A 13,541-nucleotide genomic window follows, 5' to 3' on the forward strand; every position below is an offset into this window, starting at 1 on the left:
ACCTCAGAGAAGCCTTATTTGAACTTCACTTGCGGCGCTTTATCGGCGTCGGCACTGGTGGCCTCAAACGTGGCGCGGATCGGCAAGTCGCTGTACATCACGCTGTGCCACAGGCGGCCCGGGAAGGTGCGGATCTCGGTGTTGTAGGCCTGCACCGCCTGGATAAAGTCACGACGGGCCACGGCGATACGGTTTTCGGTGCCTTCCAGCTGAGACTGCAACGCCAGGAAGTTCTGGTTGGCTTTCAGGTCCGGGTAGCGCTCGGACACCACCATCAAACGGCTAAGCGCACCGCTCAGGCCGTCCTGGGCTTGCTGGAACTGCTTGAGTTTTTCCGGGTTGTCGAGGGTGCTGGCATCCACCTGAATCGAGGTGGCCTTGGCCCGCGCTTCGATCACGGCAGTAAGGGTGTCTTGCTCATGGGCCGCATAGCCCTTGACCACTTCCACCAGGTTGGGAATCAGGTCGGCGCGGCGTTGGTACTGGTTCTGCACCTGGCCCCAGGCGGCCTTGGCCTGTTCGTCCAGGGTCGGAATGGTATTGATGCCGCAACCGCTCAGCACTGTGCTGATCAGTAGCAAAGCCGCGGCCTTGAAGCCCCAGCGGTAACTTTGTGCTGCTTGCATAGTGTTTCTCCTGCCCAATCTGAATGGAATGTGACGACTAACCCTATAAACCGCGCGCTTGGGGCATAATCCGCCACCACTGGATTGCGTCGAGCCAATCAGCTAAAAAGATGCCCAGCGCGAATAAGAGTTCACAAGTGTCGTGCATTTACTGCAATAACACTCGAACAACAACATAGGTTCCCCCACATTTTGGCAGACCAGCGCAATTTCGCTGTGCAGTAGCCGAAAAAGGATATTCATGAAAAAGCTGTGTTTGCTCGGCCTTGTTGCCACTCTGGCCAGTCACCCCGTATGGGCAGAAACAAAGCCTGCTGCGCTTAAAGACAAGGACGCCTTCGTCAGCGACCTGCTCAAGCAGATGACCCTGGATGAAAAGATCGGCCAATTGCGCCTGATCAGCATCGGCCCGGAAATGCCCCGCGAGCTGATCCGCAAGGAAATCGCCGACGGGCGCATCGGCGGCACGTTCAACTCGATCACCCGCCCGGAAAACCGTCCGATGCAGGACGCGGCCATGCGCAGTCGGTTGAAGATCCCGATGTTCTTCGCTTACGACGTGATCCACGGCCACCGCACGATTTTCCCGATCAGCCTGGCCCTGGCCTCCAGCTGGGACATGGACGCCATCGGCCGCTCCGGGCGCATCGCCGCCCAGGAAGCCGCCGCCGACAGCCTCGATATCACCTTTGCGCCGATGGTCGACATCTCCCGCGACCCACGCTGGGGCCGCACCTCCGAAGGTTTTGGTGAAGACACCTACCTGGTCTCGCGCATTGCCGAAGTGATGGTCAAGGCCTTCCAGGGCGTAAGCCCGGCAAATGCCGACAGCATCATGGCCAGCGTCAAGCACTTCGCCCTGTATGGCGCGGTGGAAGGCGGTCGCGACTACAACGTGGTCGACATGAGCCCGGTCAAGATGTACCAGGACTACCTGCCGCCGTACCACGCGGCGATCAAGGCCGGTTCCGGCGGTGTGATGGTGGCGTTGAATTCGATCAACGGCGTGCCGGCCACCGCCAACACCTGGCTGATGAACGACCTGCTGCGCAAAGACTGGGGCTTTAAAGGTTTGGCCGTGAGCGACCATGGCGCGATCTTCGAACTGATCAAACATGGCGTGGCCAAAGACGGGCGTGAAGCTGCCAAGCTGGCGATCAAGGCCGGCATCGACATGAGCATGAACGACTCGCTGTATGGCAAGGAATTGCCTGGGTTGCTCAAGTCCGGCGAAATCGAGCAAAGCGACATCGACAATGCCGTGCGCGAAGTGCTCGGCGCCAAGTACGACATGGGCCTGTTCAAAGACCCGTACCTGCGCATCGGCAAGGCCGAAGACGACCCGGCCGACACCTATGCCGACAGCCGCCTGCACCGCAGCGATGCGCGCGATATCGCCCGCCGCAGCCAGGTCTTGCTGAAAAACCACAACAACACCCTGCCGCTGAAAAAAACCGCGACCATCGCGCTGGTAGGCCCGCTGGCCAAGGCACCGATCGACATGATGGGCAGTTGGGCCGCTGCCGGTAAGCCTGAACAATCCGTCACGCTGCTGGACGGCATGAACGCTGTAATCGGCGACAAAGGCAAAATCATCTACGCCCGTGGCGCTAACATCACCAACGACAAGGCCGTGGTCGACTACCTCAACTTCCTCAACTTCGATGCGCCGGAAGTGGTCGATGACACTCGCCCTGCCCAAGTGATGATCGACGAAGCGGTCAAGGCCGCCAAGGACGCCGACGTAGTGGTTGCCGCCGTGGGCGAGTCCCGTGGCATGTCCCACGAGTCTTCCAGCCGCACCGACCTGAATATTCCGCAAAGCCAGCGCGACCTGATCAAAGCGCTCAAAGCCACCGGCAAACCGTTGGTCTTGGTGCTGATGAACGGTCGCCCGCTGTCGATTGTGGATGAGAACAAAGAGGCTGACGCGATCCTGGAAACCTGGTTCGCCGGCACCGAAGGCGGCAACGCCATCGCGGATGTGCTGTTCGGTGACTACAACCCATCGGGCAAGCTGCCGATCACCTTCCCCCGTTCGGTGGGGCAGATTCCGACCTACTACAACCACCTGAGCATCGGCCGGCCGTTCACCCCAGGCAAGCCGGGCAACTACACCTCGCAGTACTTCGATGACGTCACCGGGCCGCTGTTCCCGTTCGGTTATGGCCTGAGCTACACCACGTTCAGCCTGTCGGACATGGCGCTGTCGTCCACCACCCTGAACAAGACCGGCAAGCTCGACGCCAGCGTCACCGTGAAGAACACCGGCAAGGTCGATGGCGAAACCGTGGTGCAGTTGTATATCCAGGACGTGGCCGGCTCGATGATCCGCCCGGTCAAAGAGCTGAAAAACTTCCAGAAGGTCATGCTCAAGGCCGGTGAAGAGCGCACGCTGCACTTCACCATCACCGAAGAAGACCTGAAGTTCTACAACACCCAGCTCAAGTTCGCCGCCGAACCGGGCGAGTTCAATGTGCAGATCGGGTTGGATTCCCAGGATGTGCAGCAGCAGACGTTCGAACTGCTCTGATGATCGTTCCCACGCTCCGCGTGGGAATGCAGCTCGGGACGCTCCGCGTCCCACAGCGTGACGCGGAGCGTCACAAGAGGCATTCCCACGCAGAGCGTGGGAATGATCACGTATCAGCCGCGTCGATCCAGCAGGTTAACCACCAACCGATCAATCCAGCCCCACACCCGCTGCTTCACCCGCCGCCACAGTGGCCGCGCCTTCCACGCCTCCAGGCTCACCGCTTGGCTATCTACAAAATCGCGCTCGAAACTGCCCGCCACCGCCTGCGTCAACTCTGGGTCCAGCGCTTCCAGGTTGGCCTCCAGGTTGAAGCGCAAATTCCAGTGGTCGAAATTGCACGAGCCGACGCTCACCCAATCATCCACCAGCACCATTTTCAGGTGCAAAAAGCACGGCTGGTATTCAAAGATCTGCACGCCAGCGCGCAACAACCGTGGGTAATAACGGTGCCCGGCATAGCGCACTGAAGGGTGATCGGTGCGCGGGCCGGTGAGCAATAAACGCACGTCTACACCACGCCCGGCCGCACGGCGCAAGGCACGGCGCACGCTCCAGGTCGGTAGAAAATACGGCGTAGCCAGCCAGATGCGTGTCTTGCTGCTGTTTAAGGCGCGGATCAGCGACTGCAAGATATCGCGATGCTGACGGGCGTCGGCATACGCAACACGGCCAAGGCCTGGCCCGGTCGCAGGCACTTTGGGCAAGCGCGGCAAACCGAAATGGGTAGCGGGCTTCCACTCTCGGCGCGCCGCATTGGCGTGCCATTGGCGGTCGAACAATGCCTGCCAGTCCAGCACCAACGGGCCGCTGATCTGCACCATCACTTCATGCCAGTCGGCGGTGTCTTGCCCTGGCGTCCAGAACTCATCGGTGACGCCCGTGCCTCCGACCACGGCGATGTTCTGGTCGATCAGCAGCAGTTTGCGATGGTCGCGGTACAGGTTGCGCATCCAGCGGCGCCAGCTCAGGCGATTGTAGAAGCGCAGCTCCACGCCCGCGTCAGTCAGACGTTTACGCAGCCCCAACGTGAAGGCCAGGCTGCCGTAATCATCAAACAGGCAGCGCACCTGCACGCCGCGCTCAGCGGCTTGCACCAATGCCTGCACCATGGCTTCGGCGCAGGCGCCAGCCTCGACCAGGTACAACTCCAGATCGACCTGGCGCTCAGCACGGGCAATGCCCACCAGCATCTGCGGGAAGAAACTCGGCCCGTCGATCAGCAACTCGAACCGGTTGGCGCTGCGCCACGGGAACACTGCGCCACTCATGTCAGCGCGCCGTGAAAATCAGCACCGCACCGACCGGCACCGACAAACTGATCGACGCCAAGCCGGCCGCCTTGCGCAGCGCCGCCACGCCCGGCACCAAATCGAAATCCTCGGCATGCAGCACCACCGGTTCCAGGGTCACCACCTGAAAGCGCCGGTCATCCAGCCGCGTGGCGAGCAATTCGGCGCTGTAGGTCTGGGTCTTGCCATGCAAAGTCACCGACAGTGGCAGGCGCAATTCAATTTGCGCGCCGGGGGCCAGGTCATTGATCGGTTGCAGATTAATCTGCGCGCTGATCTGCGCTTCGGGGAAGGTCTTGATCTGGAACAGATCATTGCGCATGCGCTCATCGCGCAGCGGAATGCCGCTGTTGATCGACTCCATCTCGACCTCAAGCTGCGCCGCGCCTTTGCTGTCGACCTTGCCGTGCAACACCAGGAAGCGATGCACCTCGGCAATCTCGGTGTTCTTGGTAGTGACGAATGACAGGCGCGAGGATTCGTTATCCAGGTACCAGTCGGCGTGGGCAGGCAAGGCGGCCGCCGTCAGCAGGGCGAAGGCCAAAGGTTTGACATTGAACATAGAAACTCGAGGGGCAAAAAACCTGCACGAACCTTAAGCGCAATCTCACAGGCGGCGCAAATCCAATGTGGGAGCTGGCTTGCCTGCGATGACGGCGGCACAGCCAGCAGCAATGGTGACTGACCTGCCGCTATCGCAGGCAAGCCAGCTCCCACAGGGTTCGGTGGTTGCCTTTAGATCAACGCCCGCTGCACATCACGCACCGTCGCTTCGAGGCTGGCCATGTGCAGGTTCAATACGCGCTCCACCGGCGCCTGATGCATCGGCCAGTGCAGCGCCATGCTGCCTACCAGCCGCCCATTGGCCTGCACCGGCAAGGCCACCGCGCGAATCAGAAACGGCAGGCGCACCGGGTATTCCCAATAGCCCTCAGTGCGCTGGCCAAACCCCTGGTGCTGGGTTTGCTCGCAGGTATGCACCTGCTCGTCCGCAGCGACATGATCGCGGCCCGCCAGACGCTGCACCTCTTCAACGGGCAATTGCGTCAGGCACGCCTTGCCCATCGCCGAATGAAACAGGCTGGCGTGCTGGCCGACTATCTGGCAATTGTTGGGGTACAGCTTGCGCAACACGCTGGGGATCGCGCTTTCCATGACTTCCAGGCGCTCGCCATCAAAGCAGGATAAATCCACCACCAGCCCGGTGCGCTCGCTGAGTTCCAGCAGCCAGGGCGCGGCGCTTTCCACCACTTGGCGCTTGAAACGTTGCTGGGTATCGCCGAACAAACGCTGGGCGCGCAGGCGGTAACGACGGTCGCTGAGGCCGCGATAGACCCAACCCTGTTCCTGCAAGGTCAGCAACATGCGCGACACCGTAGCCTTGGGCAACCGCGTGAGGTAATGCAGTTCCTCCAGCCCCAAGGCCTGGTGTTCGCCGAGCAATTCGACGATGGCAAGTGCGCGCTCAACCGACCGTACCGTGCCTGTCTCCATGTTCGATCTCCCTGTTGCCGGTGGATGATCATTTTTCACAGCAAGATACAGGCCCGATCGCAGGTCAACTCGTCGATTCAAGGCACGTGGGCGGGCGGCGTTGTACCCATTGCGTCAGTTGTTCATGGGCATAAGCCAATTGCAGCACTGCCCGGTCCGCCTGGGCCGGGCCGATAATCTGCAAGCCCATGGGCAAGCCTTGAGGATTGAACCCCACCGGAATGCTCATGCTCGGCAAGCCTGCCAACGTAGGGCCAATCACTACCTCCATCCAGCGGTGATAGGTGTCCATTTCGCGCCCGCCCACCCTGCGTGGCCACGCCTGTTGTGCATCAAAAGGGAACACTTGAGCGGTGGGCAACAGCAGGAAATCGTAACGTTCAAACAGCTTGGCCAAGGCGCGATACCACTCGCTGCGGTCCACTGAAGCCTGATACACCTGCTGTGCGCTCAAGTCCCGCCCGCCCTCCACTTCCCATTGCGCTTCGGGTTTGAGCAACGCGCGTTTTTGCGGGTTGGCGTAGGCCGCACCGAGGTTACCGTGTACCAACCAATGGCGATGCACCAGCCAGCAGCGCCATAGACGCGCCAGGGAAAACTCCGGCTGGCAGCTTTCCACCTCGCAGCCCAGCGCAGCGAAATCGCCAAGGGCCGACTCGCACAGGCTCATCACGCCGTCGTCCATCGGCAAGTAGCCGTTGTAATCCCCCAGCCAGCCCAGGCGTGCGCCTTTGAAATCGCGCTGCAAAGGCTGGCCGAACACCGACGGATCGTCCTTGGATGAGAGCGGCACCCGTGGGTCGTAACCGGCCTGGATACTGAGCAACTGCGCCACATCGGTCACACTGCGGCCCATTGGCCCTTCGGTGCCCAGTTGCTGCACAAACAATTCCGGCATCGGCCCGTGCGGCACACGCCCCTGTGAAGGGCGCAAACCAAACACATTATTGAACGCCGCCGGGTTGCGCAGCGAACCCATCATGTCGCTGCCATCGGCCACCGGCAACATGCGCAACGCCAGCGCCACCGCCGCCCCGCCGCTGCTGCCTCCGGCCACCAAACTAGGGTCATAGGCATTGCCAGTGGTGCCGAACAGCGTGTTGTAGGTCTGTGAGCCCAGGCCGAACTCCGGCACGTTGGTCTTGCCGATGATAATCGCGCCACTGGCCCGCACCCGCGCCACGCTGATCGCATCTTCGGTGGGCACATGCTCGGCGAACAACGGCGAGCCCAACGTGGTGCGCAAGCCTTTGGTGGCCGCCAAATCCTTGATCGCCTGGGGCATGCCGTGCATCCAGCCACGGGATTGGCCTTGGTCCAACTCGTGATCACAAGCGCGCGCTTCGGCCAACACTTCATCAGCATCGCGCAGCGACACCAGCGCATTCACACTTGGGTTAAAACGCTGGATCTGCGCCAGGTAGTCACCCATCACTTCTTCACACGACACCTGCCGCGCATGGATCGCTTGCGACAGCTGCGTGGCATCCCAATCAACACGGCTCAAGGTTTCACCTCATTGGAAAAGGGCAGCGGTTTTTTCGCCCGAGGGGCTTCGTGCATGCAGTAAGTGCCCATCAACGTCAGCACGCAAGCGAACAGTACATAAAACGACGGCGCCACTGGCGTACCGAGCACTTTAGTCAGCCAGGTCACGATCAACGGTGCAAAACCGCCAAACACCATGACGGCGACGTTATAGGCCACCGACACACCGGTCGACCTCACCTCAATTGGAAACTGCTCGGCTAACGCCGTCGGTGCCGGGCCGAAAAAGCCGCCGATGGCTGTGCACAGCAGCACTTGCATCACCAGCAAGCGCTCGATGGACGGCGCCGCGGCCACCCACACATACAACGGGTAAACCATCACGAAAAACGCCAGGGTGAAGGCCATCAACACCGGCCGCCGCCCCATACGGTCCGAGAGCATGCCGGACAGCGGAATCACTACGGTCATCAGCGCCACTGCGAACATCTGCACCATCAGCACCTGGTCCAGCGGCAAACCGAGGCTCTTGTGCGCGAAGGTCGGCATATTCACCAGCACCACATAGAACGACACTGTCGCGCCACAGGCCAAGCCCATGGAGACGAGGATGCTGCGCCGATGCTCGCGCAGTACGTCCATCAGGCTCGGCGCCGGGCCGGTCGCCTGTTTGCGTGCCTGGATAAACTCTTCGGGGTCTTCCATGTGCCGGCGAATCCACAAGCCCACCGGGCCGATCAGCAAGCCCAGCACAAACGGCACGCGCCAGCCCCACAGGTCGAGGGTTTGCGGCGAAAAGAAGTGCGTCACCAGCGCCACCATCGCCGCGCCGCCGAACACCGCCAGGCACTGCCCCACCAACTGCCAGGAGCCATACAAGCCCTTGCGATGGGCCGGTGCGCTTTCCACCAGAAACGCCGTGGCACTCGCGTATTCACCGCCGGTGGCAAAGCCCTGAAGCATGCGCGCCACCACAATCAGCAACGGCGCACCCATGCCGATGGCGGCGTAATTGGGCGCGAAGGCTATCAATGCGATAGACACGGTCATCAGCCGGATAATCAACTGCATCGCGGCTTTGCGGCCTTTGCGGTCGGCATAAATGCCCAGCAGGATGCCGCCCACCGGGCGCATGAAAAAGCCCACGCCGAAGGTGGCCAGGGCCATCAGCAGCGAGGCGTATTCATCCTCAGAGGGGAAAAACTGCCGGGCGATGATGCTGGCCAGAAAGCCGTAAACAATAAAGTCATACCATTCCAGCGCATTGCCGATCACGGCCGCCACCACCTGGCGGGTGCGCGATACGCCTGTGTTTGAAGTCTGCATGAGGAACACTCCATTCAACCGATAAGGGCAAGGGTCCAGCGGCAGAAAAAGGAAGGTCGTCAGGCAGGCTTGAGCCAGCTCTCGGCCAGCGCGCCCCAGTAGGCGGCGCCGGTCAACAAGATGTCGTCGTTAAAGTCATAGGCGGGGTTGTGCACCATCGGCCTCGACACGCCATTGCCGATAAACAGGTAACTGCCGGGGCAACGTTGCAGCATCCAGGCAAAGTCTTCACTGCCCATCAAGGTGCGGGTGTTGCCGTCCACCGCGTCGGCGCCGAGCAAGGCGATGCCGACCTGGCGAGCAAACTCGGTTTCTTCGGCGTGGTTGACCAGCACCGGGTAGGCCGGGCGGTGTTCGACTTGCACCGTGCAGCCGAAGCTCGCGGCTTGGGTGTGGATGATGGCGTTGACCCTTTCGAGCATCTGCTCGCGCACCTTGGGATTCAGTGCACGCAGGCTCAGGCGCAACAGCGCTTGCTGGGGAATCACATTGGCGGCCAGCCCCGCTTGCAGCGCACCGACGGTGACCACGGCGGCTTCCTGGGTGTCGATATTGCGCGCCACCACAGTCTGCAAGGCCATGACCAGACTCGCTGCCGCCACCAGCGGATCCACCGTCAGATGCGGCATGGAACCGTGGCCGCCGACGCCTTCCAGCGTCACCGTGAGCAAATCCTGAGAAGCCATCATCGGCCCGACGCGCAAGCCCAGGTGCCCCGCCGGCAAGCCCGGCATATTGTGCATGCCGAACAGGCCGTCACACGGGAAGCGCTCGAGCAAACCATCGGCCAGCATCGCCTCGGCGCCGCCCTGGCCTTCTTCGGCGGGTTGGAAAATCAGGTTCAAGGTGCCGTCGAATTGCCGCGTAGCCGCCAAGTAACGCGCGGCGCCGAGCAACATGGTGGTGTGGCCGTCATGCCCGCAGGCGTGCATGCAACCGGCGTGCTGGCTGGTGTAGGCCGCGCCGGTGTTTTCGATGATGGGCAACGCGTCCATGTCGGCGCGAATCCCCAGCGTGCGCGAACTGCTGCCATTGCGCAGCACACCGACCACACCGGTTTTGCCGATGCCGGTGTGCACTTCATAGCCCCAATCCCTTAAGGATTGCGCAACAAGCGCGCTGGTGCGGTTCTCTTCAAAACCGAGTTCCGGGTGGGCGTGGATATCATGGCGCACAGCGTGCAAGTCGCTGGCGACATCGCTGAGCCAATCCAGAATGTGCTGGTGTGGGCGCATGGTGATTCTCCTCACAGGCGGGTGGTCCCGTTCTTGTTGGCGACACATCGACAGCTAAGCGCGATGTGGGCGCAAGGACAATCAAAGGTGGTTCCACTGGGTGGAACCTGAGGCCAACACCTAATAACCCTGTGGCGAGCAAGCTTGCTTGCGCTGGGGTGCGAAGCGCGCCCAAAAAGCTGATAACTGCTGCGCAGTCAAACGGAAGCTAACGCCGTTAACTCAACAGATGTTGCGACCGCCCAACCCCACTGGCAGCCAGAAATAACTGCTTCACATCGAACCTTAATTTATGTAACAAGATATACACTCAAGCATAATGTTTATTGTTTAAATAAACCAAACGCACTTAAAGTCACTTACCACACACCCTTACTAGTTAACCAAAACCCAAAACGCAACACTTCACAAAACCTAAAAATTAAAACCAATTCAAATAGAAAGGCAAACACGCACCGAGCCCAATATAAGGATATAAACCATTAATACGTCAAAAAACGCTTACATCGTTATGGCGCAGACCTCTCCTGACAGATCAGACGCCTTACTAAACAGCTTGTCCAGTGCGAATCGACTGACTACAGATACGGTGCTCAGGCGACAAAACACCATGCCGACAAATATGAAAAAAGGAAATTCGCTATGAGCGATCGTATTACGATCCATCTCGGCCTGACTGAAATCAGAGCTTATGAGCCAACGGTCTTTGGCACTGGCCCAGTGAGCGGCGGTGGCTACGGTGATGATTTTGGTAACAGCACTATAGGAAGAAAGGTCGCGGCGAATGCGCGCAAAGAAGTCAGTGAAAACTACAAAGTACCGATCAATAGCGCGGTCGCTGCGCAAGAAGCCGATTACGCAGCGAAACGTCAATTAATACCGGAGGAACTTCAAAGAAAAATCGAAGAAGACAAGCGCAAGAGTGATGTAAAAGCAGATGACCGTGTCGCTAACCTATGGAGTGAAATCGGGTCTATTGACTCGATTATTTCACAAACAGCACTGGAGACCATTTCACTTCAAGCAGTAGCGAACAGTTTTTATAAACGTGATTTTTTCGATCAGCCCATCAATGCGTTTATTACAGAAGCTGCCGCACGATTGGCCTACCGTATCGCCGACTCCAAAAAAAGCTTTGAAGATTGGCAAAAATCGCTTAAGGCCGCTTATGAGATCAAACGGCTTAAAGATTTAGCTGAGTTGGCGAACAAGCAAAAGGCCCAATTGAACGCTCTCGTCGAAGAGGCACGTATTGCTGCCGAAGCTGCTGCAAAGCCCACCGACATTGAAGCCGCCATTAAATTTACAGCCGACTTTTATGCAGAGGTCGGTATAAAATTTGGCGACAGCGCGTCTAAACTGGCAGAAGAATTAGCGGAAAGTGCTAAAGGAAAAAAGATCCGCACCGCGGACGACGCGTTTAAAGCATTTGACAAATACAAAAACGAATTAAATAAAAAATTCAGTGCCAAAGATCGAGCTGCCGCAGCCAACTACATTGACTCAATGGACTTTGAAGCGATTGGTAAAGCCGCAGCCAAATTCGGAAAAAGCTTGGGCTACGTTGGGCATATCATGAATGCTAAAGATAGCTTTATTGAGTTTCAAAAAGCTATGAAGTCAGATAACTGGAAGCCCTTCTTTGTAAAAACTGAAGCCATTGCTCTAGGCATGGCAGCAACCTATTTGGTCACTATTACGTTTGGGTTTATCGCCGTAACCCCACTGGGCATCTTAGTATTTGCATTTTTGGTTGCGGCCACAGGAGCAGCCATTGACGACCAGTTAATTGAAAATATAAATTCATTCATCGTAGGCTTGTAAAAACACGCTGCCACTATGGCAGCGTCATTTCTTTAAGCACAACCCCATCATATAAAATAGCCCCAAAGGGATAGCAAACACAAAATAAAAAATCCATAACAGTGTATAACCACCCCCTCTAGCGGCCGCTGTCATTGAATCTGAACCCCAAAAATCTTTTCCGGTACAGTGAAAGACTATATTTTCTACTAAACGCTTGGAAAACGGGAACAAAAGGGCATTCACAGCTGATACTGAAAAATAAATTACAGCATTTTCGTCTGATTTAAAAACATACACACATACGGCGAACAGCGTCAACCCAACAAAAAAACTCTTAAGGTAATAGTTTCTTTCCATATCCCGACCATTCAAACGTTCGATTACAATTCAACGCTCTATGTCACCAACATTATATATCAACAACACAAGCGCACAGAGCAAAAACTATCTCATCACACAACTCAAACATTAGACCGACTGCATAGCGACCTTTTTTTAATGTACAAACTTATTAAAAAAAGTAAACCAATGGGAATCGCAAATACAAAATAAAACCCATATACCAGTGTATAACCACCATTTGCCGCCCCAGTCAATACTGGACCCAAACTCCAAAAATTTTTGCGGATATAACGAAAAACTATATTTTCTACTGCGCGCTTTGCAAAGGGAAACAATAGTGCATTTGCGCCTGCGACTATAAAAACAACCACAGCATTATCGTCTGCTCTGGAAACAAACGCACAGATGAAAAACATAACCAACCCAATGACTAAATTTTTAAAAAAACAACTCTTCTCCATATCTATCAACCCTTCCCCTGCATGCGCGAGTGTCAAATCCTTTCTTTAATACCTTTTGCTGACCTCAAAGTCCTCTGACCGCCGTCAGATTACTATATAACGCAGGCATCTACTCCCTCTGCAACACTTGGACAAGCACGTTTTTTTGTACTGAAAGTCACCCTACCCAAACAACGAGGAGTCGAGCGCTGCGCGCTCTATAGCCTGCGGCCACGCCGACCAATGGGTGAAATCATGCAACATAAAGTTACTTTAAAACACTGGGGGGCTGCGTAATAAAGCAACGGATTCAACGGCCTTCATTTCAATCAGATGAGTCCTACGTACTTCGCGGATTGCGGCCCATAAACCATCGGGTTAATCTTCTTCCCGTCGCTGCTCATCAGCGACCGGGCGTGGAATCCCGAGAAAAGAAGCTCTTTTAGGTTGTATCAAAGGAGCAAGCATATGCCGTACGAAATACCCTCAGCCGAAACCATCGGCGCCGCCACCTTCGCAGACTGCGGAGAAAACAAAAGCCACCTGAAAGTGTTCCGCGTCAACGCCGGGGTTCCGCTCGTAGAAGCCCTCGAACACGCATCCCACGTGCTTTATTACGCAAAAATGCTCTCCCTTGAAGCGGCCATGGACCCCAAGGCGGAGAAGTTTGCATTCGCCTCGCATTATCTGGGTGAAATGGGCAAGGCGATCATCGATGACCTGCTGCTGGCATTGCAGCCTGGCAGCCCAACCCCGCAGTAAGTCGTTCGCGCCCGGTGCAGTGCATCGGGCGCCTGTTTGGACTGCCTAATTTCCCAAGATCAGCACAAATCCAATGTGGGAGCTGGCTTGCCTGCGATAGCGGCCGGTCAGTCAACATCACTGTCGCCTGTGCTGCCGTCATCGCAGCATAGGTATCTACATAACTGCCGGTTAATACATCGCTTGTTGTGGCGAAC

General features: G+C 57.4%; 12 protein-coding genes. 3 read left to right on the top strand and 9 right to left on the bottom strand.

Annotated features, from left to right (window positions below; translation table 11 throughout):
• Positions 1-14: 14 nt before the first annotated feature.
• Complete coding sequence (locus tag K0H48_RS28810; protein WP_138816363.1) at positions 15-626, bottom strand: LemA family protein; 612 nt, start codon at positions 624-626, stop codon at positions 15-17.
• Positions 627-867: 241 nt separating this feature from the next.
• On the opposite strand from K0H48_RS28810, the gene bglX reads away from it, so the two are divergent.
• A complete protein-coding gene (gene bglX / locus K0H48_RS28815) occupies positions 868-3,159 on the top strand; it encodes a beta-glucosidase BglX (RefSeq protein WP_219337662.1) in 2,292 nt (763 codons plus the stop codon).
• Positions 3,160-3,272: 113 nt separating this feature from the next.
• Here the strand turns inward: bglX and K0H48_RS28820 are convergent, their stop codons facing one another.
• The 6 genes from K0H48_RS28820 to K0H48_RS28845 form a co-directional block, all read right to left on the bottom strand.
• Positions 3,273-4,430, bottom strand: coding sequence for a phosphatidylserine/phosphatidylglycerophosphate/cardiolipin synthase family protein (locus K0H48_RS28820; protein WP_219337663.1), 1,158 nt, complete (start codon positions 4,428-4,430; stop codon positions 3,273-3,275).
• Position 4,431: 1 nt separating this feature from the next.
• Positions 4,432-5,013 (bottom strand): YceI family protein, encoded by a 582-nt coding sequence (locus K0H48_RS28825; protein ID WP_219337664.1) that lies wholly within the window; start codon positions 5,011-5,013, stop codon positions 4,432-4,434.
• 173 nt (positions 5,014-5,186) lie between these two features.
• Positions 5,187-5,945, bottom strand: coding sequence for an IclR family transcriptional regulator (locus K0H48_RS28830; RefSeq protein ID WP_017137263.1), 759 nt, complete (start codon positions 5,943-5,945; stop codon positions 5,187-5,189).
• A gap of 64 nt (positions 5,946-6,009) precedes the next feature.
• The gene (locus K0H48_RS28835) at positions 6,010-7,452 is read right to left on the bottom strand and encodes an amidase (RefSeq protein ID WP_219337665.1); all 1,443 of its coding nucleotides are present in this window, start codon (positions 7,450-7,452) and stop codon (positions 6,010-6,012) included.
• Positions 7,449-8,759, bottom strand: a complete 1,311-nt coding sequence (locus tag K0H48_RS28840) for a citrate-proton symporter (RefSeq protein WP_219337666.1) — start codon at positions 8,757-8,759, stop codon at positions 7,449-7,451. The genes K0H48_RS28835 and K0H48_RS28840 overlap by 4 nt, the downstream gene beginning before the upstream one ends.
• A gap of 59 nt (positions 8,760-8,818) precedes the next feature.
• Entirely contained in the window at positions 8,819-9,994 is a 1,176-nt protein-coding gene (locus K0H48_RS28845; RefSeq protein WP_219337667.1) for a M20 aminoacylase family protein, read from the bottom strand.
• Positions 9,995-10,636: 642 nt separating this feature from the next.
• Here K0H48_RS28845 and K0H48_RS28850 point away from each other — a divergent pair.
• Positions 10,637-11,818, top strand: a complete 1,182-nt coding sequence (locus K0H48_RS28850; protein ID WP_219337668.1) for a colicin-like pore-forming protein — start codon at positions 10,637-10,639, stop codon at positions 11,816-11,818.
• A 24-nt stretch (positions 11,819-11,842) separates the two neighbouring features.
• Here K0H48_RS28850 and K0H48_RS28855 read toward each other — a convergent pair whose 3' ends face one another.
• Positions 11,843-12,157, bottom strand: coding sequence for a colicin E1 family microcin immunity protein (locus tag K0H48_RS28855; protein WP_219337669.1), 315 nt, complete (start codon positions 12,155-12,157; stop codon positions 11,843-11,845).
• A 104-nt stretch (positions 12,158-12,261) separates the two neighbouring features.
• Positions 12,262-12,639: a colicin E1 immunity protein gene (locus tag K0H48_RS28860; protein ID WP_257627147.1), complete on the bottom strand. Its 378-nt coding sequence runs from the start codon at positions 12,637-12,639 to the stop codon at positions 12,262-12,264.
• A 411-nt stretch (positions 12,640-13,050) separates the two neighbouring features.
• Between K0H48_RS28860 and K0H48_RS28865 the strand changes: the two genes are divergently transcribed.
• Positions 13,051-13,344 (top strand): DUF3077 domain-containing protein, encoded by a 294-nt coding sequence (locus K0H48_RS28865; RefSeq protein ID WP_219337670.1) that lies wholly within the window; start codon positions 13,051-13,053, stop codon positions 13,342-13,344.
• Positions 13,345-13,541: the final 197 nt, after the last annotated feature.

The organism is Pseudomonas sp. Xaverov 259 (assembly GCF_019352915.1).
Taxonomy (GTDB): domain Bacteria; phylum Pseudomonadota; class Gammaproteobacteria; order Pseudomonadales; family Pseudomonadaceae; genus Aquipseudomonas.